The following is a 23,277-nucleotide window of genomic DNA, read 5'->3' on the forward strand; positions in this document are numbered from 1 at the left end:
TGCTCCAGCCGGATGATGCTTATTCTAGGCCCAGTTGCTCCAGAATAAAGGTGATCTGGGCAAAATCTTCGCAATGAAACACCAATTTACCACTTGTTCTAGACGCGTCCCAATCGACTGACATCACCAGACCCAACTGTTCGGCCGCGCGCGCTTCCAACGCCAGAATATCGGCTGACTTTTCTGCTGTCACCGTAATCGGCATTCCGGTTTCCGGCACATCGGAAATCGTATCTGTGACAGCACTTCGTTTTGCCAGCGCTTCGGCCTGACGCGCAGTCAGATGTTTGCTAACAATCTCTGCCGCCAATGCTGACGCATTATCATGCCCAATCAAGGGACGCACCTGACCCATCGTCAACTGGCCATCAGCAACCAGCATCATGACATCATGTGGCAAGCTAAGCAGGCGCAACAAATTGGCAATATGGCTTCTTGATTTTCCAATTAATACAGATAGTTGCTCTTGTTTATATTTATGTTTACTTATCAGATTTTGATAGCCCAGCGCCTCTTCAATCACCGTAAGATCGGTACGTTGCACATTTTCGATCAACGCCAGTTCATAGGCTTCAACGTCGCTTATCTCACGCAGGATCGCGGGAACCGTATGTAGCTGGGCCATTTGTGCCGCGCGCCACCGTCGCTCCCCGGCAATCAACTGATAACGTTGCGGGTTATCCGTGCTTTTGCGCACCAGAACAGGTTGCACAATCCCTTTTTGCCGCACCGAGTCAGCCAATTCGGCCAATGCGGTTTGGTCAAATTTCATCCGCGGTTGCCAGGGGCCCGAATTAATCCATTCAACCGGAATTTCAATGACTCCACCTGACATGGTGCCAGATCCGTTACCATATCCACTGGCCGAAACGCCTGCCGAAACGTTGGCCGACCCGGCAGGTGCATCTGGTGATCCTGTTGGCATCTCAGGCTGATTACCTCGGGCTGGAATTGAATTTGGGTTTGACGTAGCCGCGGCAATACCGGAATCACCAAGCAGCGATGACAAACCACGTCCCAGACCACGCGCTGGATGTTTGGGTATCACTTTTTCCGGCGTCGCTTTCGCAGCTTGTTTTTTAGCTGGGGTGGTTTTGGCTGGATTTTTTTGTGACGGCGTCTTGGCCATTAGGCAGCATCCTTTTCTTGAGTCAGCAGTTCGGCGGCCAGCGCGGCATAGGCCTGTGCCCCAACACATTTCAGATCATACATCAAAACCGGTTGCCCGAATGACGGCGCTTCAGACACGCGAACATTACGCGGAATAACGGTATTATAAACGATGTTACCAAGATAGGCGCGTACATCATTTTCCACCGATTCAGATAATTTATTACGGCTATCAAACATAGTCAGCACAACCCCCTGCATTTCCAGCCTTGGATTGATACCACCGCGCACCGCATCAATCGTTCGCATCAGTTGGCTCAAGCCTTCAAGCGCATAAAATTCGCATTGCAGGGGAATCAAAACCGATGCTGCGGCACATAAGGCATTCACAGTCAGAAGCCCAAGCGAGGGGGGGCAGTCGATAATGATGTAATCATAATCATTCGACACTGTAGCAATCGCATCAGCCAGCCGATATTCACGGCGTTCGACATCGATAAGTTCAATCTCGGCGGCAGATAAATCAACCACAGCCGGAATAATATCAAGCCGTGGCACAATCGTCGGCTGTATCGCATTAACAGCAAGGGTATGGCCAATCACAACATGATAACTATTATGTTCGCGTTGCACAGGATCAATACCCAACCCGGTGCTGGCATTGCCTTGTGGATCAAAATCAACCAACAGCACCGTGCGTCCACACGCCGCCAATGCTGTTGCCAGATTAACCGACGTGGTCGTTTTGCCTACGCCGCCTTTTTGATTTGCTACCGCAATGATGCGTGCTTCACTATTCATTTAATGCCTCGAAAATAAGACGACAACTAGCTATAACTAATGATCTTGGGTTAACTGTAAAACCACGCCGTCAGGATCAGACAAGCTTGGATACGTGACCGCCGACATGATGGGATAATCTGGCATTTCGGTCAATTCTTCTTCGACATTACGCCCTTTCAGAAGCAGTAAAACCGTATGCGATGCCATATGCGGCGCCAATAAACCAATCGCTTTGCCCAAAGGCGCGAACGCACGGGCTGTTATAACATCTGGCGCCATTGCTGGTAGCTGTTCGATACGGTCATTATGAACCATGGCAGACAGACCTAATTCTCTTATAACTGTTTGTAAAAAAACAGTTTTTTTATGATCAGACTCAACAAGATGCACCGTTGCATCCCCCATGATTGATAATACCAGCCCGGGAAAACCGGCGCCACTACCAACATCCAGAATGCTTTGGCATCCGCCTGGCAGATAGCGGGCTAATTGCCCCGAATCAAGAATATGCCGTTGCCAGGCAATATCTAGCGTCGTACGGGCAACCAGATTCACCGATCTTTGCCATTTTTCCAGAAGCGCAAGATAAATGGTGAATTTATCCATTGTTTCACGTGAAACATTCAGCTCCTTTTGCACAATTTCGGGGGTCATATGGCCTTCCCATGCTCATTACTGCCATAAGCAATGCCATAAATCGCCTGATAGAGCTGGATCAGACAAAAGGAAAAATGTTTCACGTGAAACATTTTGGATGCCCATAGAAAACCTGTCTGCATCACGTCATCTCACGCCGCATGGCAGATGTGTTTGGTTTTTGGCTATAGGCCGCATCCGCGTGGCGGCGCAAATGCCGCAAAACCGCAACCACCGACGCAGGCGTCAAACCGGGCAGTCGATTCGCCTGACCAATCGTTTCTGGTTGGCGTTGTTTCAGCACATCTTGCGCTTCGGCAGACAAGCCCCCAATCACTGAAAAATCTAGATCATCCGGAATCAATGTGGCCTCGTCGCGGCGCAATGCGTCAATATCAGCTTTCTGACGCGCAACATAGCCTGCATAGCGGTAATCGGCTTCAAGCTGGGCATGAAAAAGCGATTCAATCGTGCCAAGCGATGGCCATAGATGCGTCAATCGATCAATAGTTATCCCTTCAAGGCTCAGCATATCTGCCGCTGACCGCTTGCCACCATCACGTGGTTTCGGCAAATCAGCCGCCGCCAGCTCTTTGCCTGACGCTGTAAGGGTGGCCAAAACGGTCTTGGCCTTTTCCAATGCCTTATTCTTGGTTTGCCACGCGGTATGACGCGCTTGTCCCACACAACCAATCGCAATGCCTTTTTCGGTCAGGCGTTGGTCAGCATTATCGGCACGAAGCAAAAGCCGATATTCGGCACGCGACGTAAACATGCGATATGGCTCAGGCGCGCCCTTGGAAATCAGATCATCAATCATCACCCCGATATAGGCATCAGCCCGATCAAGCGTAAAGCTGGTTTTATCTGTGCGCGCACCCGATGACGCGGCAAGGGCGGCATTCACGCCTGCCATCAAACCTTGCGCGGCGGCTTCTTCATAACCTGTTGTGCCATTGATTTGACCTGCCAGATATAACCCGGGTAATGCGCGTAATTCCAAGGTCTGGCGTAAAGCGCGCGGATCGACAAAATCATATTCGATCGCATAGCCATGTTGGATAATAACCGTCTGTTCAAGGCCAGGTATGCTTTTGACCAGCGCATCCTGTACATCGCGTGGCAGACTTGTCGAAATGCCATTTGGATAAATCGTATGATCGTCAAGCCCTTCAGGTTCAAGGAATAACTGATGCGATTCCTTATCGGCAAAGCGATTGACCTTATCCTCAATCGACGGGCAATAGCGGGGACCCTGACCTGAAATATTGCCATTAAACACCGCCGATAGATGCATCGATTCGACAATGATACGGTGCGTTTCAGCCGTTGTTCGAGTAATTCCACACTCAATCTGCGGTACCGTGATCCGTGTCGTCATCATTGAAAATGGTATCGGTGGATCATCGGCTGGTTGCATCTCAAGCACGGACCAGTCAATCGTACGGCCATCAAGACGAGGCGGGGTGCCGGTTTTCAAGCGTCCAAGCGGCAATGCTAATTTGGCCAGACGCGCAGCCAGCATATTTGACGGGGCTTCACCAATACGACCAGCTTGCGTGCGTTCATCTCCCAGATGGATCAAACCACCCAGAAATGTACCCGTGGTCAGCACCACACTTGCTGCTGTCACTATGCGTCCATCTTCACATATGACGCCCTTAACCTGCTGGCTGTCATGACTCAGGCCAGAGGCATTATCAACCACTACCAGATCACCAACCGCCGCTTCGATAATGGTTATATTGTCATCTTCATTCAGAAAGTCCTGAATGGCGGTGCGATACAGCGCACGGTCAGCTTGCGCACGTGGACCATGTACCGCCGGCCCGCGTGATTTGTTCAACATGCGGAACTGGATACCAGCACGATCAATCGCCCGCCCCATCAGCCCATCCAGCGCATCGATCTCACGCACAAGATGCCCTTTGCCAAGCCCGCCAATCGCCGGATTACAAGACATTTCGCCAATGCGGTCAGCGCGCATCGTGACCAAGGCCACAGACGCGCCCATGCGCGATGCGGCGGCGGCGGCTTCACAGCCAGCATGCCCTCCACCCACAACAATAACGTCAAATGCAGATTTCATTCTTAACTATTCCGCTCTATCTGGCCACTCTATCTAGAACGTTTCCGTTCCCCTATCTGGTTCCAGATTAAACAGGAAAACCAGATTTACTTTCAATGCGCGGCGAACATAACACAAATTATAATATTTTGCCGCATTCTTAGATGATACGCTTGGCAAATGCCAAAATGTTTCACGTGAAACATTTATCCCGTTTCAGCAGCAGATATACACCAGATTCCCAAGAAATCAGCCAAAGAAATCAATAAGGGACAGCATCATCTGCGCCTTAACACATGGCAAAATCACATGGCAAAATCATATGGCAGAATGTTTCACGTGAAACATTTTAATAGGTAGCTTAGCATACCAATATGAAGCCAAACCCTATCCAAAATGGCAAAACAGTCGAATCCAGAAATGATGACCGCCGATCCCAGGCCCGAGAATGTTTCACGTGAAACATTTTGGCTATAGAGGTTTTATGGCCTGAATGGTTTTTTGAATTGTTTAATTGAGCCTTTTGGCTATTTGCCAATACAAAAGGATGAGAAAATTGAGCCAAGCAAATCTTCAACGTCGATTTTCCCGGTAATCCGCCCCAAAGCCGTAGCCGCCATGCGGAAATCTTCGGCCGCCAGCTCAGGGTTCGCGTCAAAGTCATGCGTTAGCCCACGTTCAAGGCTTTGCATCGCCCCTACCAAGGCGTCCCGATGCCGTGCGCGTGTGATAATCGCGCTTTGGCTATCCTGATTAAGGGGTACAAGGGCGCGGAATATCGCGGCAATCAGCCTTTCAATGTCGTGGGCATCATGCAAACTGAGGTGAAGCGCCGCTTTGGGCACTGTGCCAACCAAACCCATATCGCGTTTATTCAGTACAATAAGATGATTCCCACCTGTTAAACGGCTGATCTCGGCTAGATGCTCTGGCCATGCCGAATCGCTTCCATCAAGGATAATCAGGCTAAAATCAGCATCGCGGCCAGCTTGACGTGCACGCCTTATGCCTTCGGATTCGACCGCGCCCGCACCATCACGCAAACCCGCCGTATCCATAAAGGTCACAGGCACACCGCCTATATCCATTTTCACCGACACGATATCGCGCGTGGTGCCGGCTTCCGCCGACGTAATGACCGCATCCCGTCCCGAAATGGCATTTAGGGCTGTTGATTTACCTGCATTGACCGACCCCAGCAATGCCACCTGCACACCATCGCGTAGCATTTCACCCGCGCGATTATCAGCCATGATAGCGCCGATTTCGGTAATCAGCGTTTGGGTGCTGGCACGCAAGGCCACGGCAACCGATTCGGGCAGATCTTCATCAGCAAAATCAATCAGGGCTTCCAGCTGGCCCGCCAAAGCGATGAGCGTTTCGCGCCATGCGGTGACCGGCTTGCGCAAAGCGCCATCTAGCTGCGCCCATGCCTGATGAAGCTGGGCAGGAGTTTCGGCATCGATAAGATCAGCCAGACCTTCGACACCCGACAGATCAAATTTATCATTGCTAAAAGCGCGGCGGGTAAATTCACCTGGCAAAGCTGGGCGGAAACCCTCTATTTGCGCCAGCCTATCAAGGATCATCGCTTGTACCGCCTGACTACCATGACAATGGATTTCCAGCACATCTTCACCCGTTGGTGAGGCGGGGGCTTGCATATAAAGCAAAAGCACTTCGTCAATTGGCAGGTCAGCCACATTCATTAGCCGGCGCACAGCAAAATGGCCAGGTTCAGGGCAATTCACATGAAAAGCATCCGCCGCCAGCGCAGCATTAGCACCACTTATGCGGATGATGGCGATCGCCGAACGCCCAGGTGGCGTTGCCAAAGCGAAAATGGTGTCGTTAAATGTATCGCCTGTCATTATACGTCTTTCGTCATATTACCTTTGTTTGGCAAAATGTTTCACGTGAAACATTTTTGGATTATATAAATAACCAAAGGGGCTAGATAACCATAGGCGCTAAATAGCCATAGGAGATATTATGCCAGCTCTTTATCATACCGCTTTTAGCACATCATTAGGATGGATGCGCCCTGTTAGTGACGGCACCGCACTGATACGGCTGGACTGGGAACAATCGGCGTGGCCGGAAGATGACCAGACAGATAATGTTTCACGTGAAACAAAAAGACAGATTCTGGAATATCTGGCAGGACACCGCAAAGGTTTTGATCTGCCATTGGCACCTGAAGGCAAAACGGCAAGCGGTTACGCGTGGCTTACAGCCATGGCGCGTATTCCCTATGGTGTGACAATGTCATATAAGGCTTTCGCCGCGCTGGCAGGTAAACCATCTGCTCCGCGTGCCGCCGGATCAGCCTGCGCGCGTAATCCGATCCCGATTATCTATCCATGCCATCGCGTGGTGCGATCTGACGGCGCATTGGGTAATTATGGCGGCGGCGATATGACAAGCCCGAAAGACCCAGCCAATCTGGGGCGCAAAGACTGGCTTATCAAGCTTGAACAAGGCAACAGCTAGTCAGAACGCTATTTAAAACCGATCAAAATGTTTCACGTGAAACATTTCTCGCATTAGATTCGGGCGATAAAGGCTCATGCTCGCAAAATAGCATTAGATTTGGGCTTTATGACGCTGCGATACGCCAAAATGTTTCACGTGAAACATTTTTGGTGATGCTTGATAAATATAGCGATCATCTGTCGGCCTGTACTTCATTCCGGCCGGATAATGCTTAATGCCGCGATCATCTGTCGGCCTTTGGCCGGATGATGCTTAGCTATTCATGTGATCGAAGAAATCATCATTTGTTTTTGAATGTTTCAGCTTATCAGTGAGGAATTCCATCGCATCAATCGCGCCCATCTGCATAAGGATACGACGCAAGACCCACATCTTGGCCAAAGTACCTTTATCAACCAGTAATTCTTCTTTACGCGTACCAGACTTAGTGATGTCAATCGCCGGGAATGTCCGCTTATCCGACAATTTGCGGTCGAGAATAACTTCACTATTACCTGTGCCTTTGAACTCTTCAAAGATGACTTCATCCATACGCGATCCTGTCTCGATCAAGGCGGTAGCGATAATTGTTAACGAACCACCTTCTTCGATATTACGCGCCGCGCCAAAGAAACGTTTTGGCCGTTGCAAAGCATTGGCATCAACACCACCTGTCAGGACTTTGCCCGATGATGGAACAACAGTGTTATAGGCACGTGCCAGACGCGTGATCGAATCAAGCAGGATCACTACATCGCGTTTATGTTCGACAAGTCGTTTTGCTTTTTCTATAACCATTTCAGTTACTTGCACATGTCTTGAGGCTGGTTCGTCAAAGGTTGACGAGATCACCTCGCCTTTGACCGAACGCTGCATGTCAGTAACTTCTTCAGGCCGTTCATCAATCAGCAAAACAATCAGATAGACTTCTGGATGATTTTCCGAGATCGCATGCGCAATGCTTTGTAGCATCATTGTCTTGCCTGTGCGTGGTGGTGCCACGATCAAGCCGCGCTGGCCTTTGCCCATCGGCGCAACAAGATCGATCACCCGCGGGGTGTTATCTTTCTTGTCCGGATCAAATGGCAATTCGAGAGTCAGTTTTTCTTCGGGATATAAAGGCGTTAGATTGTCAAAATTAATACGCTGGCGCACAGCGCCGGGCTCTTCAAAATTGATCGTTTCGATTTTCAGCAAAGCAAAATAGCGTTCGCCATCCTTGGGCGCGCGAATCTCACCTTCAACAGTATCGCCCGTGCGCAAGCTGAAACGGCGCACCTGACTTGGTGATACGTAAATATCGTCAGGGCCTGGCAAATAGTTTGATTCAGGCGCACGCAGAAACCCAAAGCCATCTGATAAAACTTCGAGAACACCACTGCCATAAATGGCAACTTCATTATCAGCAAGCTGTTTCAGAATCGCAAACATCATATCCTGTTTGCGCAGGGTACTGGCATTTTCAATCTCAAGTTCTTCAGCATATGCCAAAAGATCGGCGGGTGATTTCTGTTTTAATTCCTGAAGATGCATAACATGACTCATCAATGGAAACGGGACTGTATAGATCGGATCATGAGCCGGGCGACTCCCTGAAATATACTGGGTAACGTTATAAGTTTAATTTTTGTTAAAAGTCAAGGAAAACAGCTTTGGCTAGCCATATCAGATGCTATGAGAATGGCTTTACCACCGCCATAACCACAATAACAATCATGAGGACAGTCGGGACTTCGTTCCAGACTCGATAGGATTTAGACGATAGCGGTTTTTCGTCATTTTCGAGTAAACGCCGCATTTTTGAAAATTTGCCATGACAGGCGGCCATCAGAATGACGCAAATAAATTTGATGATGAACCATGCTTCATAAATCAAAGCATAATTGAGGGCGAGCATCCACAGACCAAAAATAAAGGACGCAATCATCGCCGGATTCATGATCGCTTTCAGCAAACGACGTTCCATAACCTTGAAAGTTTCGGCCTGAACCGACCCAAGCGGCGTACCTGCATGATAAACGAATAAGCGCGGCAGATATAACAGGCCTGCCATCCACGATATGACCGAAATAATATGCAATGCTTTTATAATGTCATAGCTCATCAGGGATTCCTTAATTCAACTTGTATCGGGTTCTGTTAGTGCGTTTGGCGCACATGTGAAATCATTTTTGTGACATTGGCGATAGGCGTTGCAGGTGTGATGCCATGTCCCAGATTGAAGATATGCGGCCGATCGGCAAAAACGCCAAGAATTTCGTCGATATTAGCCACCATAGCATCACTGCCAGATATGAGGCTGATCGGATCCAGATTACCCTGAACCGGTAGGTTGGCAGGTAAATGTTTATGTGCCCATCTTATGTCCATACCGTGATCAAGACCAAGTGCATTGACGCCAACCTGGTCAGCATAAGCTAAAATACCTTCGCCAATGCCTTTAGGGAAACCAATAACAGGCTGAGTGATACCACGGGCACGTAATGCTGCGATAATTCTTGCTGCCGGTTTATTAACAATAGCATCACGGTGCCATGACGGAACAGCACTTGCCCAGCTGTCAAACAACATCAAGGCATCTGCACCTGCTTGTGCCTGTAGTGATAAAAATTCGATCGTCGCCTGCGTGACAATCTGCATGATTTTGTCAAAGCCAGCTGGATCATTCCACAACATCTGGCGGGAGATATTAAAATCTTTTGATGACCCACCTTCAAGCATATAGGTAAGAACCGTCCATGGCGCGCCAGCAAAACCAATCAAAGCGGTATCTTCGCGCAATAATGAACGTGTACGGCCAATCGCATCAGCCACAGGGGCTAATTTTTGTGCGACATCATCAAGTAAAGCTTCATCAAGCAAAGCAGCATCATCAAGCGGATCAAGCATAGGCCCGTGATTTGGTTTGAAACGCACATTACGTTCTAAAGCCCATGGCACCATTAATATATCGGAAAAAATGATGGCCGCGTCAAAACCGAATCTGGTTATAGGTTGTATAGTAACATTACTGGCTTTTTCAGGGTCCAGACAAAAACTGATAAAATCAGATGTCGATTCGCGCACATCTCTATATTCTTTTAAATAGCGCCCTGCTTGACGCATCATCCAGATAGGTGGGATTGGCATCTTTTGTCCGGCAAGCGTTTTTAGAAAGCTGTTCATGCGTCTCGGTTTCTATATATCTATATTATTATATATATAAAGGTTGTTGTAGTGTTAGTAGCTGTGGATATGCGTGTTGCCAGTTTTCTACCCTGTTTATCCACAGTTTTATAAACAATCTCATGCCTGCAAAGCTATCGTTTTTAAAGGAAAAGGCGCCTTTATCCAGCTTTTCCCCAAAGTAAACTTATATTTTATCCGCAATTGTATCATCTGTGACCTGATTGTGGCTATGTTGATGAAATAGGTTTGTGCTGGTTTTTGTCCCCAGATGCCGTAGCTTTGTCCACAGTTTTTATCCGGTGGTTTGACGTGTTATGTCGAACATAATATTTGCTCATGACGCGGCTTGCATAGCGATGTAAGGTTGAACCCATAGCGAGGATAGCATGGCACGCCAAGAATTACATATTCATCTGGTTTCGGATTCGACTGGTGAAACAGTGCATCAGATCACGCGCGCCTGTCTGGCCCAGTTTCCCGATGCCGATGTCACCGAACATGTATGGACGCTGGTGCGTACCGATGAACATCTTGAGCTTTTGTTCAGTGGGGTGATGCGTAATCCGGGTATTTTGCTGATGAGTATCATTAATAATGAGATGCGCGAAAAAATTGAATCGCGCTGCAAGAAAATGGGCATTCCTGCCGTATCGGTATTGGATCCGGTGGTCAATTTGCTGGCCACCGTATTAGGGCAAGCGCAGCAGAATTTGCCTGGTGGTCAACGGCAGATCAATTCGGCCTATTTTGCCCGTGTTGCCGCGGTTGATTTTGCCGTTAGCCATGATGATGGTATGAATATGGGCAATCTTAGCGAGGCGGATATTCTGATTGTTGGTATTTCACGAACGTCCAAAACACCAACATCAATGTATCTGGCGCATCGTGGCTATAAGGTGGCTAATTATGCGCTGGTGCCAGGGGTGCCATTTCCCGCGCATTATCTGGATGGGTTGAATCTGTTTACGGTGGGGCTGACGAATGACCCGAAACGGCTTAGCGCGATCCGCAAAACCCGCCAGATCGCCATGCTTGATAATGAAAACAAGACCTATGCCGATATTGACGCGATCGAAGACGAAGCAAAGGACGCGCGCCGCCTGTTTAATAAATCAGGCTGGCCCGTTATCGATGTGACACGCCGTTCGGTCGAAGAAACCGCCGCCGCGATTATCCAGCTTCATACAAATTGGCGTGAAAGCGAAGCATGACCCAAGATATTTTTGTGACGTTACCTAATGATAAGCTGGTACTGGCATCATCAAGCCAGACGCGCCAGACGATGCTGGCCAATGCCGGTATCGCATTTCAGATACAGTCGGCACCTGTTGATGAAGCGAGTTTGCGCGATGCAGCACTGGCCGAAGATATGGCAAAAGATGATATTGCGGTTTTGTTGGCTGATATGAAAGCACAAGCGGTCAGTATGCGGCTGGCGGCTGGTGATGATAGCTATATCATTGGTGCCGATCAGCTGTTGGTGTGCGATGACGTGATATTCGCCAAGCCGCATGATGCAAAGGCGGCAGAACAGCATTTGCAAGCATTGTCCGGTAAAACGCATCAGCTTATCACCGCCGCCGTCATCTATCGGCAGGGGCAACGAATCTGGCATCATATTGAAACTGCTGATATGACGGTACGGACGCTCGATGATAATTTTATTTCAGCCTATGTAAAGGCAATGGGCGATGCCGCGCTTTATAGCCCGGGTGCCTATCAGATCGAAGGGCTGGGCGTGCATCTGTTTAGCCAGATCAAAGGCTGTCATTACGCCATTTTGGGATTGCCGCTGTTGCAAATCCTTGGGTTTTTGCGGCCACATGGGCTTGTGCCAATGGTGGCATCAAGCGGATTACCAGCATGATTATTATCGGTCTTACGGGGATGATTGCTAGCGGGAAAACCACGGTCAGTGAGATGTTCACCGCGAAATCGATTCCTGTGCATAATGCCGATAAGGTGGTGCATCGCTTGCTGGGGCTGAATGGAGCGGCGGTTGCCAAGATCATCGATGCCTTTGGTGCAGATGTGGGCGATAATAAAGGGGGCATTGATCGCGGCAAGCTGGGGGCGCTGGTTTTTGGTGATGAAACAGCACGGGCAAAGCTGGAGGCGATAATGCATCCGATGGTGCGCGCGGATCGTGATGATTTTTTGCATAGACACCGACAGGCCAATACGCCGCTGGTTGTTCTGGATATTCCGTTATTGTTTGAAACAGGCGGTGATGCGATATGTGATTATGTGATCGTGACCAATGCCCATGCCGATGTGATTACAAAACGTGCCTTGTCACGCGCGGGCATGACGGCCGATAAGCTGGCAGGTATCTTGCAAAACCAGATGCCAGCCGCCGACAAGATCAAACGCGCCGATATGGTGCTGGATACCGATATGTCAATCGATCAAACGCGCGGTCAGCTTGAGGACTGGTTAGCCAGCCTGGAGATGACCGATCCGAGGATAGATTATCACGGCCAGAACAACCCAACATAATGTTCCGATATTTTAAAAAAAGGATATGTCATGCGTGAAATCGCTCTGGATACCGAAACCACCGGCATAAGCCCACGAGATGGCCACCGCATCATCGAAATTGGTTGTCTTGAGCTGATGCATCATCTGCCAACCGGACATAAATTGCATATCTATATCAATCCCGAACGTGAGATTGATGAAGGCGCGGTCAAGGTGCATGGCATCACCAGCGAATTTCTGGCTGATAAGCCCGTATTTGCCGATATTGCTGATGAATTTCTGGCGTTTATCGGTGACGATCCGATGGTGATCCATAATGCGCCCTTTGATATGGGCTTTCTGAATGCCGAACTGGCGCGTCTTGACCGACCTGTTTTGCCAATGGATCGTGCGATTGATACATTGATGATGGCGCGTAAAAAATTCCCTGGCGCGCAAGCCAATCTTGACGCTTTATGCCGCCGTTTTGAAATTGATAATGGACATCGTGATCTGCATGGCGCGCTGATCGATGCTGATCTGCTGGCGTCGGTCTATATCGAATTGATGGGCGGCAAACAGCCCGGGTTATTGCTGGATAGCGGTGCTGGCGCGCTGGCAGGGCAACCTCATGCGCGTAATCATGGTGGTCAGGCGGCGGATAATAATCATGATGGTCAGGCGGCGGATCAAAACGGACATTTCACCATGCAAGATAGCGCGATCCGGCCAATCCGCCCGCATGCACCAAGCGCGGACGAAATAGCCGCGCATGATGCCTTTATCGATGGCATGGACAAGCCGATCTGGCGTCAGGCGGATAGCTGACAAATATAGATTAATGCGCTTCGCTAGATGATGCTTCTTGCTGGCGTGCCAGATTATGCTGATAGACAGCGACAAAATCGACAGGCTGAATATTGAGCGGCATGAAACCGCCATCGCGCGTCATATCCGAGATAATGGCGCGGGCAAAAGGAAACAGCAAACGCGGCGCTTCGATCATGATAAGCGGGTTCAACTCAGCTTCGGGCGTATTGGGCGCGGACACAACACCAGCATATGTCAAATCGACAAGAAACAAGGCGGTGTCATCGGCTTTGGCCTTGGCAGATAGATTCAGCAAGACCTCAAACTGGCCGTTACCGATCATCGATGCCCCTACATTGACGCCAATTTCAACGTCTGGCTGGCCCGTATCTTCGGTCAGGACTTTTGGCGCGTTCGGATTTGCAAAAGACAGATCCTTGATATATTGCGCATGAACGACAAGCTGGCGTTGCACATGTGTGTCTTCATTGGTGGCGGTGTCCGGTGCTTTGGTATCAGAGTTATTTGGTTTTTTGGCCATGGGAATCTCCGGTTGCGAATTTTTTAGCGTCTAACATGAACAAGGGGCTGGTCGCAAGGTTTGACGCCTAATGATCGCTGATAATCTGGAATGCTATGATGATCGGTCATTTTAATGTCTTGCCGGGGTCATTGGGTTTTGAAGCTTTATTGGGGGTCTTTTCTTCGGCTTCGCCTTCGATAATGTCATTATCCCCCCATTGATCCGGGGTGTTTCCAAATGTGGACCTGCGGCGTGATGCGTCAAAGCCCGCATTAGAATTATCGGTTTGGGCATGTGCCGCGCCAGCATAGCTGGTGAAGCGCGCGCTTTTGCCAAGGCGTGTCGCCAGCCAGAGACCAGCCATTGTGCGTATGCCAGGCACAAATATAGCCAGCCCCACCGCGTCGGTCACATAGCCAGGCAGTAACATCAAAACAGCGCCACATAACAGCCCGATAGAATCAGCCATCGATTTTACCGGCGGTCGCCCTTGCGCTATGTCGGTGCGGAAGCTATTCATGACAGCGCGTCCCTGACTTTTTAACAAAGACACCCCAATCATGGCGGTGATGAATACACCAAGAATGGTCAGCACAACGCCAACTTCGCTACCAATAACAATAAAGGCGTTAATTTCGACCCATCCCCAGATAAAAATGATCAGTAGGATGATTAAGTTCATGTTATTCCTTTGGGCATTTTGTTCCTTTGGGCATAATTTTACCCTATTTAAGCTGGAAACTGGATTTTGTGATACACATATGTCATCTATAGAAGAGATTTTCTAGCCCAATCACATTTGAGCTAGCTCAAAAAGAGCAGGAGACGACGTGCCCTATATTGATATTATCATTTTTGCGGTGATTGCCGTATTGCTGGTCTTGCGGCTGAAATCGGTTCTTGGTCAGCGCACCGGATTCGAACAACCACAAGAAAAGCAACCTATGCAAGCCGCCAATGACGGCGATGTTGTGCCGTTCCCCGGCAATAAGCCCGATGCAGACGCACTTACTGGCCATGGTGTTGAAACGCTACGCAAAGCCGATCGTAATTTTACCGAAGCAGCCTTTTTAGGCGGCGCAACGCAGGCGTTTGAAATGACCTTGCGTGCCTATGCTGATGGTGATCTGGCGCAATTAAAACGCTTGCTAGGGTATGATCTGTTGCAAAGCTTTACCCAATCGATTCAAAAGCGGACGGCGAATAAAGAAACGCTGACGATCGAATTGGAAAATATCAAGGAAGCCAGCATATTGAATATTTCCGTGACCGACTCAATCGCCGCGGTCACAGTTCATTTTCATTCTGTGCAAACACGCATCGCACGTGATGCCGATGACAATATTATTGATGAAGATGAAAGCCAGTCACAGGAAATTGTTGATATTTGGACGTTTGAGCGTGATCTGACCTTGAATGATCCGAACTGGAAGCTTGTTGAAACCGAAACCGCCGATGATGATAGCTAATGGTGTCGGGGACTAATGGTTATGACCAATGAGCGCGCGCAAATCTGACACATCACATCATGATGAAGATCATGTATTATGGCAACGCGTCACCGCGTTGGTAAAACCGGCGGCACAGCAAAACCGCCGCTATAGCGGTAATAGCGATTTTAATAAGGGACATGATTCGGGCGGGCTTTCAGAATCAGCCGCGCTATCCCCGTCAAAACACCAAAAAGCTGTTACATCGAAAACGGCCAAAGCCACCCAAAAAGCTATTATGGCGGCAGCATTGTCAGTGCCAGCGATGCCGCCAAAAGCATCACCTGTTGATCTGCGGACGGGGGAAACAGCTGGGATTGATGGCGGTACCCAGAAAAGATTATTCCGTGGTGATGTGAAAATTGATGCAAGACTTGATCTGCATGGATTTACCGCCGCCCAAGCCCAACGCAAACTGACCCAGTTTCTAGGCCAAGCCAAAGTGTCTGGCTATCGGTGTATTCTTGTTATCACAGGCAAAGGGGTACGCGGTGAAGGCGTGTTGCGCAGTTCGGTGCCAGACTGGCTGAAACGCGCGCCACTTTGTGATATGGTATTGGCCATGGCACAAGCCAAGCCAAGCGACGGTGGGGCTGGTGCGCTTTATGTTCTGCTTCGTCGCCAACGTGATCGAAAATGACACCATTTGGCAATAAAATGCGCCAATTACGGGCTGACAAGAATGTCACCCAACAGCAACAGGCACATTATCTGGGCGTATCCAATGCCTATATCTCGGCTTTGGAAAATGGCGCCCGCGGCAAGCCCTCGGCGGTGCTTGTCGATCAGATATGCGTATGGCTTGGTTTGATCTGGGATGATGCTGAAGAGCTTAAACGCTTGGCGGCCTTGTCGCATCCAAAACCAACTATTGATGTGCGCAAACAAACACCCGATGCGGTGCTTCTTGCCAATATGCTGGCGCAGAATATTGAACGGCTGGATGATAATGATTGTCAGATTCTTTTGACCGCGTTGGAAAAGCGTCTTGGATAAATTCTTTCGGGGATAAATTCTTTTGGGGATAAATTCTCTGGTATAAATCTTTCTGATAAAATACAAACAAGCTGTTCCAATTTTATATTGTTGTGTTAAAAGGTTCGCAAATTATGCGAATAGTGCAGACTTTGCGGATCGATGCGGCAGGCAAGATGGCCTGTCCAATTGTACGGTTTCGTAATTATGCCATATTTATTGTGCATCGTGCTGATCATTAATTAGCTATCTGTGCCGTTTTGCACCAATCGAGGATGTTCTAAATGACGCCCGAAATTCTTAGAGATCATGTAGCAAAACTGTCAGTTGAGACAGTCGCAAAACTGTCGGCAAGCGACATTAATGAATTATGCGATGCTGCCGAAGAAGCGATCAAATCGGATGGTGGTTTTGGCTGGCTGACGCCGCCGCCACGTTCGGTCATGGAAGATTACTGGCGTGGTGTATTGATGGTTCCCGAGCGGCATTTGATTGCAGCGCGTCTTGATAAGATGATTGGTGGCTGTTGCCAGATCGTGCGGCCGCCGCGTAATAACGAAGCGCAGGCATTTAGCTGTAATCTGACAACATTCTTTGTTGCCCCATGGGCGCGTGGTCACGGGTTGGCGCAAAAGATGATTGGCGAAGCCGAGGCGCTGGCTAAATCCGAAGGGTTTTCGATGATTAACCTTGATGTTCGAGCCACCCAGACGCGGGCGATACAGTCGTTTGAAGCCCGCGGGTTCAAACGCTATGCGAGCAATGAATATTATGCCAAAGTCGATGGCACATATGTGATGGGATATTATTATCACAAAGCCCTTTAGATGGCGGCGTGACAGCAGGTGATGAGATGGCTTCGTATGACGATAATAATATTTTTGCGAAAATCCTGCGTGGCGAGATTCCCTGCAATAAATGTGATGAAGATGATTTGACCTTGTCCTTTTATGATATTGCCCCGCAAGCACCTGTGCATGTGCTGGTGATTCCCAAAGGACGTTATGTTGATTATGCCGATTTTGCGGCACATGCCTCGGTTGAGGAAATTGCTGGCTTTTCCGCCGCGATCCACCGTGTCGCCGAAAAAACCGGCATTAGCGAAACAGGCTATCGAATCATTTCGAATATAGGTAATGACGGGCATCAGGACGTACCGCATCTGCATATGCATGTGCTTGGTGGCGGCGCAATGGGACCGATGCTGGCAAAACGGCCTTAATATTTGGATATATGGGCGGTTATAATATCGTCAGAGATCCGGCTTTACATATTGCAATAATCTAATCAACTTGCGGCGATCTTTTAGCTCATCCAAAATGGTCATTCACGACGATGGATGCCGATAATCATGCATGCAAACATCCAGACAGTTGCCTTTCGTGGCATTGATACCATCGCTGTTGATGTGCAGGTTCATATTGCCAATGGTTTGCCCGCGATGGCGATTGTTGGGCTGGCTGATAAATCGGTTGCCGAATCCAAAGAACGCGTGCGGGCGGCGTTAACATCAATCGGTTTGTCTTTGCCGCCGAAACGAATTGCGATCAATCTGGCGCCTGCCGATGTTTTGAAAGAAGGCGCGCATTTTGACCTGCCGATTGCGCTTGGTCTGCTGGTTGCCATGGGGGTGGTGCCAGCGGATGCGGTGGCAGACCGTGTTGTGCTAGGTGAATTATCATTGAACGGGGCGATCCAGCCTGTATCAGGCGCATTATCGGCGGCTATCTTTGCCAGCAGTCAACAGCAGAATTTGATCTGTCCGGCGGCGTCGGGTGCCGAAGCTGCATGGGCTGGCGATATTGATATTCTGGCACCAGCTGACATTCTGGCATTGCTTAATCATGTGCGCGGCAGTCAAATTGTTGATCCGCCAATAGCGAAAATAGTGACCAGCCATGTTCAGCATCCCGATATGGCGGATTTGCGTGGCCAGTTGATTGCGCGGCGGGTTCTGGAAATCGCCGCTACAGGTGGACATAATCTGTTATTGATCGGCCCACCCGGGGCTGGCAAATCAATGCTGGCCGCACGCTTGCCCGGGTTACTGCCGCCATTGACCCCCGAACAGGCGTTGCAGGTGACGATGATTCATTCGATTGCAGGCCAGCTTTCCGAAGGAGGACTTGTCAGGGATCGCCCCTTTCGGGAGCCGCATCATTCGGCATCGATGGCGGCGCTGGTCGGCGGCGGGATGCGCGCCAAGCCAGGCGAAATATCGCTGGCGCATCATGGTGTTCTGTTTCTCGATGAGCTGGCCGAATTTAGCCGCGTGGTGCTGGATTCGCTTCGCCAGCCTTTGGAAACAGGTAAAGTGGTCGTGGCGCGTGCGAATAATAATTATACCTATCCTGCCCAGTTTCAGCTTGTCGCCGCGATGAATCCATGTCGGTGCGGCTATCTGGGGGATCCAGCGCGTGCCTGTAGCCGCGCGCCGGAATGTGGCCGCCACTATTGTGCGAAAGTATCTGGTCCAGTGATGGATCGTTTTGATCTGATTATCGAAGTACCCGAAGTCACCCCGCAAATGTTAATGGCAGATGAGGTGGCGGAAAGTTCGGCAGATATTTATGACCGTATCATGACCGCACGAGCTATGGCGACAGCCCGCCCTAGTCAGGCGGATGGCACACTCAATGCCAAGCTGGTAGGCGATGATCTGGATGTTGCTATCCAGCTGGAAGATGAAGCAAAGGATCTGTTGAAAGCGGCACTTGAACAGCAAAGATTGTCAGCGCGTGCCTATCACAAGATTATGCGCGTGGCGCGAACGATTGCTGATCTGGATAATAATAATGATGTCACCCGCGCGCATCTGGCCGAAGCGCTGGCCTATCGGGCGATGCCATTATTTGCATAAGTGGGACGGATGCGTTCGATCGCATCCCATGTGTGCGCGGCAATATCGATATCCGATAGACGCAGAATTTCACGAATGCCTGTCGGCGAGGTGACATTAATTTCGGTTATATAATCGCCAATGATGTCAATGCCGACAAATAAAAGCTGGCGGCGGCGTAATTCAGGGCCAATCGCATGGCAAATTTCCAGATCACGCGCCGTGAGTTCGGCCCGGGCGGCACTGCCACCAACATGGAAGTTGGACCGCGCTTCGCCTTTTTGCGGAATCCGATTTACCGCGCCAACCGGTTCGCCATCGACAAGAATGACGCGCTTATCGCCTTTGGTCACGGCGGGTATATAGGCCTGTACCATCACCGGTTCGCGGCTGGTTTGAAAAAACATTTCAAGCAAAGCGCTAAGATTCTGATCATCTTGGCGTAAGCGGAAAACGCCGGCCCCGCCATTACCAAAAAGCGGCTTGACGATGATGTCATGATGCGTTGCCCGAAAGGCCGCAATCGTTTCGGGATCACGGCTTATCAAGGTTGGCGGCATCAGGTCGGGGAATAAGGTTACCAGCAATTTTTCCGGAGCGTTACGTACCTCGGCAGGATTATTGACGACCATGGTTGTAGGCGGCAACATTTCCAGCAGATGCGTGGCGGTGATATAGGCCATATCAAACGGGGGATCCTGGCGCATCAGGATGATGTCAAAATCAGTTAGAGCGCGGGTTTCAAGGGCACCTGTTTTAAAATGATCACCCTGATGGTCAAATAGCTGTAGTGACTGACCGCGCGCTTCGATTCTTGCGTCATTCAGGCTTAGCTTGTCGGGGGTGTAATACCAAAGGGAATGACCACGCTTTTGCGCCTCCAGACCAAAGGCAAAGCTGGTATCGCCAGCGATCTCGATTGAGTCAACCGGATCCATCTGGATGGCAACGGACAGATTCGGTGAAACGGTCATAGTCAGGCTAATCGCGCGTGTCAGTTGCCAAGCTGATGTAATTGACCACCTGCTGGGCAAAGCGCAGATCCTGTGCATGCGCGACAACGGCATTCATCTCATCAGGTGATGAGGCAACACCCGACAGATACACAATGCCATTCACCACATCGATGCTGAAGTTAAGGGATGAAATATCACTATCGGTGATCAGCTTGCCGCGCAATTGGGCACTGGCTGCCAGATCCTTGGCCACGTCTTTGAGTGTTGATGTATCGGTTACCTGTATTTCATTGACGACTTCACGGACGCCTTTGATTTCCCATGCCAGCTTGGTGGCCAGCACTTTTTCTTCGGGGGTCTTTACCTTGCCTGTCATCAATACCGCCCCGTCATTGACAGCCACATCGACAACAGTGCCAAGGCTGGCATCGGTCTGAATGAATTTGTCATGCAGTTTGGTGAAAATAACGCTGTCAGATACCGAGGTGGACAGTCCTTTTTCCGTTGTTGACGCTGCCACCGCCGCCGTACCAACACCAATTGCCGCCCCAACACAGCCTTGCAAAGCCAGCGATGCCAGAATCAAAATACAGGCAGAGACACGGGTCATGGTTGAGATATGTGAAGGGCGCGACGCCTGCATGGACGGTCTCCTATTGGGTTTGCAGTCTGGCTGTGTATAGCCGCTTAAATGTGACAAGTTGTTGCATTATGGTCAAGGCCTATAGACGTTCTACCAAGCATTTACAACTGCTATCAAGTGACCCCATAATGCATAGGGTTTGCGTTCGATCAAAATCACATCAAAACGGCATTCATAATTCTGGTAAAGGGGTGATGCGGCAATGAATAATGCCGCCGCCCGTGTGATCCGTTTTTGCTGACGGGGGGACGGGCTGGCCGCATGAACATCTTTGTGCCGGAATTTGACTTCGCAAAACACAAGCAGATGTCCCCGCCGTGCAATAATATCAATTTCGCCACTATGACTTTGCCAGCGCCGCGCCAGAATGCGAAACCCACGTAGCCGATACCATAGAATGGCACGCGCCTCAGCCAGATGCCCCGTTTTTTCAGCAGCTTTGAATTGTGCGGTTTTTGATGAAGCTTTATCTGGGTTGGGCGTTTTTGAATCGGGCATGATACTTATCTTTGAATATCAATCGCCAGCTTATATATTTTCTTGCGTGGCTGTCCGGTCATGTCGGTGATTGTCTGTACCGCATCGCGCAAGGTGGCACCTTCAAGTTCAGCACGCAGCATCTGTTCGATCGTGACATCATCGAACATGGCCTCGTCTTTTTTACGGCCTTCGACAAGAATGACCAATTCGCCCTTTGGCGTATCGGTGGTTTCATAGTGATTGCATAATGCGGTCAAGGTGCCGCGATGAATATGTTCATGCATTTTGGTGAGCTCGCGCGCGACAACGGCAAGCCGATCGCCCAAAATATCGCGCATCATCTGCAAACTGACACAAAGACGTTTCGGCGTTGCAAACCAGATGGTGGTGCATGTCAGCATCGCGACGTCGGCCATAGCATCACGCGCAGCTTTGCTTGATACCGGGATAAAACCAGCAAACATGAATTTGTCCGTTGGCAAGCCCGCCGCCGCCAAGGCCGTGATCGGCGCGCTGGGCCCCGGGATTGCGGTCACGGTGATATTATGGTCATGGCAGGCGGCGACGAGCTTGAACCCAGGATCAGAAATAAGCGGGGTGCCGGCATCACTGACCAAGGCGATATTTTGTCCAGCCAGAAGCTGTTTGATCAGTTTTGGCCGCATCAGATGCCCATTATGATCGTGATAGGGATATAAACGCGCCTTGTTCGAGGTGCCTGTTAAGGTCAGTAATTTGCGGGTCATCCGTGTATCTTCACAAGCGATAATATCGACCGCTTCGAGACAAGCGGCGGCACGTGGTGAAAAGTCACCCAGATTTCCAATCGGGGTCGCTACCACCGATAGTAATCCATACGCATCGCTCATGATCTGCACCTGTCCGATTGTGAGTTATTTCATTCTGTTGGGCATGATAACGGTTGAATTAAATAGCAACCAAGCAAATAATAACATGCGCAGATCAGCCAGCCATGATAAAGATGACTTGTTGGGAGACACTATGGCCAAACCTTGGCATTTATTATGTTATGTTGTGATTTCTGTAATGGTGGCAAGTTGTGGGTCGCAAACCACACCCAGACCTGTTTCATCGGTTCCTGTTGTAAGACCTACGCCCGAACCTAACCCCAAAGCAGCGGCAGAGACAGCCATCGCGCTGAATGCCGAAAGCAAAGCAGCACTGGCCAAGGCGGCGCAACAAAAATCGCAAATAAGGGAAGATGATACGGTTATTATCAAGCCTGTATCCAAGGCCGATCCTGCAAAAATTGATTTGCTACAAAAGCTGATGGTGCCTGATCCGCGCCCCGAAGATGCGCCTGTATCAGATATGCGCCTGCCTGATAGCACCCAGCAAGATGAAAGCCAGCCAGCCGAGACCCAAGCCGTTGAGACCGAAGCTGATGTAATGAGTCCCCTGGATGTCATTATAAATGATCTGGCTGATAGCGTTCTTGAACCTGAAGAAGCAACCGCCATGGCCAAAGCCGCGATCGCGGCAGAAATGAAACGTGAATCGACGATTAACCAGATTATTTGGCAAATTCAGTCATCAGCCCCAAAAAAGATACCTGACGCCGTTACCCCCGTGACCGAAGGCCCCGATCCGTCATTGGCTGCCGAAGCGTTGAATGCCGCCTTTGCCCTGCTGGCCAACAAAATTCCCGTGCCGCCTGATGAAGATGAGTTTGTGCTACCAGCAAAAACGCCAGATCGTCTGCGGGTTGCGCTGATGGCACCGTTAAGCGGCACACATAAGCAATTTGGTGAGGAACTGCGTAAAGGGGCTGAGCTGGCCCTGTTTTCAATCGCCAATCCAAAAGTTGAAATGCTGATCTATGATACGGCAAGTGATGGCA

The 23,277-nt window shown here is 49.8% G+C and carries 25 protein-coding genes and 1 pseudogene; 12 read left to right on the plus strand and 14 right to left on the minus strand.

All coding sequences use genetic code 11. The features are described from left to right. Positions 1–19: 19 nt before the first annotated feature. The 5 genes from ABNT28_RS03970 to mnmE all read right to left on the minus strand — a co-directional run bounded on the left by ABNT28_RS03970 (position 20) and on the right by mnmE (position 6,468). The gene (locus tag ABNT28_RS03970) at positions 20–1,129 is read right to left on the minus strand and encodes a ParB/RepB/Spo0J family partition protein (RefSeq protein WP_348721046.1); all 1,110 of its coding nucleotides are present in this window, start codon (positions 1,127–1,129) and stop codon (positions 20–22) included. Beyond that, positions 1,129–1,911 carry an AAA family ATPase gene (locus ABNT28_RS03975; RefSeq protein ID WP_348721047.1) on the minus strand — a complete coding sequence of 261 codons (783 nt, stop codon included), beginning with the start codon at positions 1,909–1,911 and terminating at the stop codon, positions 1,129–1,131. Before ABNT28_RS03975 ends, ABNT28_RS03970 begins: the two co-directional genes overlap by 1 nt. 36 nt (positions 1,912–1,947) lie before the next feature. Next, positions 1,948–2,547, minus strand: coding sequence for a 16S rRNA (guanine(527)-N(7))-methyltransferase RsmG (gene rsmG, locus ABNT28_RS03980; protein ID WP_348721048.1), 600 nt, complete (start codon positions 2,545–2,547; stop codon positions 1,948–1,950). Between the two features lie 124 nt (positions 2,548–2,671). Further along, entirely contained in the window at positions 2,672–4,618 is a 1,947-nt protein-coding gene (mnmG, locus tag ABNT28_RS03985; RefSeq protein WP_348721049.1) for a tRNA uridine-5-carboxymethylaminomethyl(34) synthesis enzyme MnmG, read from the minus strand. Positions 4,619–5,124: 506 nt separating this feature from the next. Continuing rightward, positions 5,125–6,468, minus strand: coding sequence for a tRNA uridine-5-carboxymethylaminomethyl(34) synthesis GTPase MnmE (mnmE, locus tag ABNT28_RS03990; RefSeq protein ID WP_332923836.1), 1,344 nt, complete (start codon positions 6,466–6,468; stop codon positions 5,125–5,127). A gap of 121 nt (positions 6,469–6,589) precedes the next feature. Here mnmE and ABNT28_RS03995 point away from each other — a divergent pair, with 121 nt between their 5' ends. Then, positions 6,590–7,090, plus strand: coding sequence for a methylated-DNA--[protein]-cysteine S-methyltransferase (locus ABNT28_RS03995; protein ID WP_332923837.1), 501 nt, complete (start codon positions 6,590–6,592; stop codon positions 7,088–7,090). Positions 7,091–7,345: 255 nt separating this feature from the next. On the opposite strand, the gene rho is transcribed toward ABNT28_RS03995, so the two are convergent. The 3 genes from rho to hemE form a co-directional block, all read right to left on the minus strand. After that, the gene (gene rho, locus ABNT28_RS04000) at positions 7,346–8,605 is read right to left on the minus strand and encodes a transcription termination factor Rho (protein ID WP_348721050.1); all 1,260 of its coding nucleotides are present in this window, start codon (positions 8,603–8,605) and stop codon (positions 7,346–7,348) included. 139 nt (positions 8,606–8,744) lie between these two features. Beyond that, positions 8,745–9,176: a protoporphyrinogen oxidase HemJ gene (gene hemJ, locus ABNT28_RS04005; protein ID WP_332923839.1), complete on the minus strand. Its 432-nt coding sequence runs from the start codon at positions 9,174–9,176 to the stop codon at positions 8,745–8,747. 35 nt (positions 9,177–9,211) lie between these two features. Next, a complete protein-coding gene (gene hemE / locus ABNT28_RS04010; protein WP_348721051.1) occupies positions 9,212–10,237 on the minus strand; it encodes a uroporphyrinogen decarboxylase in 1,026 nt (341 codons plus the stop codon). Between the two features lie 389 nt (positions 10,238–10,626). Between hemE and ABNT28_RS04015 the strand changes: the two genes are divergently transcribed. From ABNT28_RS04015 to dnaQ, 4 genes are read left to right on the plus strand one after another with little or no spacing between them, the layout of a single operon-like run. After that, positions 10,627–11,451 carry a pyruvate, water dikinase regulatory protein gene (locus ABNT28_RS04015; protein ID WP_332923841.1) on the plus strand — a complete coding sequence of 275 codons (825 nt, stop codon included), beginning with the start codon at positions 10,627–10,629 and terminating at the stop codon, positions 11,449–11,451. Beyond that, a complete protein-coding gene (locus tag ABNT28_RS04020) occupies positions 11,448–12,107 on the plus strand; it encodes a Maf family nucleotide pyrophosphatase (protein ID WP_348721052.1) in 660 nt (219 codons plus the stop codon). The genes ABNT28_RS04015 and ABNT28_RS04020 overlap by 4 nt, the downstream gene beginning before the upstream one ends. Then, entirely contained in the window at positions 12,104–12,739 is a 636-nt protein-coding gene (gene coaE, locus ABNT28_RS04025) for a dephospho-CoA kinase (protein ID WP_332923843.1), read from the plus strand. Before ABNT28_RS04020 ends, coaE begins: the two co-directional genes overlap by 4 nt. A gap of 30 nt (positions 12,740–12,769) precedes the next feature. Further along, positions 12,770–13,528 (plus strand): DNA polymerase III subunit epsilon, encoded by a 759-nt coding sequence (dnaQ, locus tag ABNT28_RS04030; protein WP_332923844.1) that lies wholly within the window; start codon positions 12,770–12,772, stop codon positions 13,526–13,528. Between the two features lie 10 nt (positions 13,529–13,538). On the opposite strand, the gene secB is transcribed toward dnaQ, so the two are convergent. Both secB and ABNT28_RS04040 read right to left on the minus strand, forming a co-directional pair. Further along, on the minus strand, positions 13,539–14,051 hold the full coding sequence (secB, locus tag ABNT28_RS04035) for a protein-export chaperone SecB (RefSeq protein WP_348721053.1): 513 nt from the start codon (positions 14,049–14,051) through the stop codon (positions 13,539–13,541). A 106-nt stretch (positions 14,052–14,157) separates the two neighbouring features. Then, positions 14,158–14,715, minus strand: a complete 558-nt coding sequence (locus ABNT28_RS04040) for an FxsA family protein (RefSeq protein WP_332923846.1) — start codon at positions 14,713–14,715, stop codon at positions 14,158–14,160. A gap of 148 nt (positions 14,716–14,863) precedes the next feature. Here ABNT28_RS04040 and ABNT28_RS04045 point away from each other — a divergent pair, with 148 nt between their 5' ends. The 6 genes from ABNT28_RS04045 to ABNT28_RS04070 all read left to right on the plus strand — a co-directional run bounded on the left by ABNT28_RS04045 (position 14,864) and on the right by ABNT28_RS04070 (position 19,358). Next, a complete protein-coding gene (locus ABNT28_RS04045) occupies positions 14,864–15,502 on the plus strand; it encodes a Tim44/TimA family putative adaptor protein (RefSeq protein ID WP_332923847.1) in 639 nt (212 codons plus the stop codon). A gap of 28 nt (positions 15,503–15,530) precedes the next feature. Then, a complete protein-coding gene (locus ABNT28_RS04050; RefSeq protein ID WP_332923848.1) occupies positions 15,531–16,163 on the plus strand; it encodes a Smr/MutS family protein in 633 nt (210 codons plus the stop codon). Next, complete coding sequence (locus ABNT28_RS04055) at positions 16,160–16,519, plus strand: helix-turn-helix domain-containing protein (RefSeq protein ID WP_348721054.1); 360 nt, start codon at positions 16,160–16,162, stop codon at positions 16,517–16,519. The genes ABNT28_RS04050 and ABNT28_RS04055 overlap by 4 nt, the downstream gene beginning before the upstream one ends. 263 nt (positions 16,520–16,782) lie before the next feature. Further along, positions 16,783–17,325 (plus strand): GNAT family N-acetyltransferase, encoded by a 543-nt coding sequence (locus ABNT28_RS04060; protein WP_332923850.1) that lies wholly within the window; start codon positions 16,783–16,785, stop codon positions 17,323–17,325. A gap of 26 nt (positions 17,326–17,351) precedes the next feature. Further along, complete coding sequence (locus ABNT28_RS04065) at positions 17,352–17,720, plus strand: histidine triad nucleotide-binding protein (RefSeq protein WP_348721055.1); 369 nt, start codon at positions 17,352–17,354, stop codon at positions 17,718–17,720. A gap of 129 nt (positions 17,721–17,849) precedes the next feature. Further along, positions 17,850–19,358, plus strand: a complete 1,509-nt coding sequence (locus ABNT28_RS04070) for a YifB family Mg chelatase-like AAA ATPase (protein WP_348721056.1) — start codon at positions 17,850–17,852, stop codon at positions 19,356–19,358. Here the strand turns inward: ABNT28_RS04070 and gshB are convergent. The 4 genes from gshB to rsmI form a co-directional block, all read right to left on the minus strand. After that, on the minus strand, positions 19,331–20,311 hold the full coding sequence (gene gshB / locus ABNT28_RS04075; RefSeq protein WP_348721057.1) for a glutathione synthase: 981 nt from the start codon (positions 20,309–20,311) through the stop codon (positions 19,331–19,333). The genes ABNT28_RS04070 and gshB overlap by 28 nt on opposite strands. Before the next feature lie 7 nt (positions 20,312–20,318). After that, on the minus strand, positions 20,319–20,936 hold the full coding sequence (locus ABNT28_RS04080) for a BON domain-containing protein (protein WP_348721058.1): 618 nt from the start codon (positions 20,934–20,936) through the stop codon (positions 20,319–20,321). A gap of 90 nt (positions 20,937–21,026) precedes the next feature. Next, positions 21,027–21,434 carry a YraN family protein gene (locus tag ABNT28_RS04085; protein WP_332923855.1) on the minus strand — a complete coding sequence of 136 codons (408 nt, stop codon included), beginning with the start codon at positions 21,432–21,434 and terminating at the stop codon, positions 21,027–21,029. 5 nt (positions 21,435–21,439) lie between these two features. Then, the gene (gene rsmI, locus ABNT28_RS04090; RefSeq protein WP_332923856.1) at positions 21,440–22,285 is read right to left on the minus strand and encodes a 16S rRNA (cytidine(1402)-2'-O)-methyltransferase; all 846 of its coding nucleotides are present in this window, start codon (positions 22,283–22,285) and stop codon (positions 21,440–21,442) included. 85 nt (positions 22,286–22,370) lie between these two features. Here rsmI and ABNT28_RS04095 point away from each other — a divergent pair. Continuing rightward, positions 22,371–23,277, plus strand: a pseudogene (locus tag ABNT28_RS04095) (hypothetical protein); the annotation flags it as partial.

Source organism: uncultured Candidatus Puniceispirillum sp., from assembly GCF_963979125.1.
Lineage (GTDB): Bacteria > Pseudomonadota > Alphaproteobacteria > Puniceispirillales > Puniceispirillaceae > Puniceispirillum.

Coding starts and splice junctions, on each gene's coding strand:
- ABNT28_RS03970 (WP_348721046.1), bottom strand. CDS start 1,129: ATGGCCAAGACGCCGTCACAAAAAAATCCAGCCAAAACCACCCCAGCT.
- ABNT28_RS03975 (WP_348721047.1), bottom strand. CDS start 1,911: ATGAATAGTGAAGCACGCATCATTGCGGTAGCAAATCAAAAAGGCGGC.
- rsmG (WP_348721048.1), bottom strand. CDS start 2,547: ATGACCCCCGAAATTGTGCAAAAGGAGCTGAATGTTTCACGTGAAACA.
- mnmG (WP_348721049.1), bottom strand. CDS start 4,618: ATGAAATCTGCATTTGACGTTATTGTTGTGGGTGGAGGGCATGCTGGC.
- mnmE (WP_332923836.1), bottom strand. CDS start 6,468: ATGACAGGCGATACATTTAACGACACCATTTTCGCTTTGGCAACGCCA.
- ABNT28_RS03995 (WP_332923837.1), top strand. CDS start 6,590: ATGCCAGCTCTTTATCATACCGCTTTTAGCACATCATTAGGATGGATG.
- rho (WP_348721050.1), bottom strand. CDS start 8,605: ATGCATCTTCAGGAATTAAAACAGAAATCACCCGCCGATCTTTTGGCA.
- hemJ (WP_332923839.1), bottom strand. CDS start 9,176: ATGAGCTATGACATTATAAAAGCATTGCATATTATTTCGGTCATATCG.
- hemE (WP_348721051.1), bottom strand. CDS start 10,237: ATGAACAGCTTTCTAAAAACGCTTGCCGGACAAAAGATGCCAATCCCA.
- ABNT28_RS04015 (WP_332923841.1), top strand. CDS start 10,627: ATGGCACGCCAAGAATTACATATTCATCTGGTTTCGGATTCGACTGGT.
- ABNT28_RS04020 (WP_348721052.1), top strand. CDS start 11,448: ATGACCCAAGATATTTTTGTGACGTTACCTAATGATAAGCTGGTACTG.
- coaE (WP_332923843.1), top strand. CDS start 12,104: ATGATTATTATCGGTCTTACGGGGATGATTGCTAGCGGGAAAACCACG.
- dnaQ (WP_332923844.1), top strand. CDS start 12,770: ATGCGTGAAATCGCTCTGGATACCGAAACCACCGGCATAAGCCCACGA.
- secB (WP_348721053.1), bottom strand. CDS start 14,051: ATGGCCAAAAAACCAAATAACTCTGATACCAAAGCACCGGACACCGCC.
- ABNT28_RS04040 (WP_332923846.1), bottom strand. CDS start 14,715: ATGAACTTAATCATCCTACTGATCATTTTTATCTGGGGATGGGTCGAA.
- ABNT28_RS04050 (WP_332923848.1), top strand. CDS start 15,531: ATGAGCGCGCGCAAATCTGACACATCACATCATGATGAAGATCATGTA.
- ABNT28_RS04055 (WP_348721054.1), top strand. CDS start 16,160: ATGACACCATTTGGCAATAAAATGCGCCAATTACGGGCTGACAAGAAT.
- ABNT28_RS04060 (WP_332923850.1), top strand. CDS start 16,783: ATGACGCCCGAAATTCTTAGAGATCATGTAGCAAAACTGTCAGTTGAG.
- ABNT28_RS04065 (WP_348721055.1), top strand. CDS start 17,352: ATGGCTTCGTATGACGATAATAATATTTTTGCGAAAATCCTGCGTGGC.
- ABNT28_RS04070 (WP_348721056.1), top strand. CDS start 17,850: ATGCATGCAAACATCCAGACAGTTGCCTTTCGTGGCATTGATACCATC.
- gshB (WP_348721057.1), bottom strand. CDS start 20,311: ATGACCGTTTCACCGAATCTGTCCGTTGCCATCCAGATGGATCCGGTT.
- ABNT28_RS04080 (WP_348721058.1), bottom strand. CDS start 20,936: ATGCAGGCGTCGCGCCCTTCACATATCTCAACCATGACCCGTGTCTCT.
- ABNT28_RS04085 (WP_332923855.1), bottom strand. CDS start 21,434: ATGCCCGATTCAAAAACGCCCAACCCAGATAAAGCTTCATCAAAAACC.
- rsmI (WP_332923856.1), bottom strand. CDS start 22,285: ATGAGCGATGCGTATGGATTACTATCGGTGGTAGCGACCCCGATTGGA.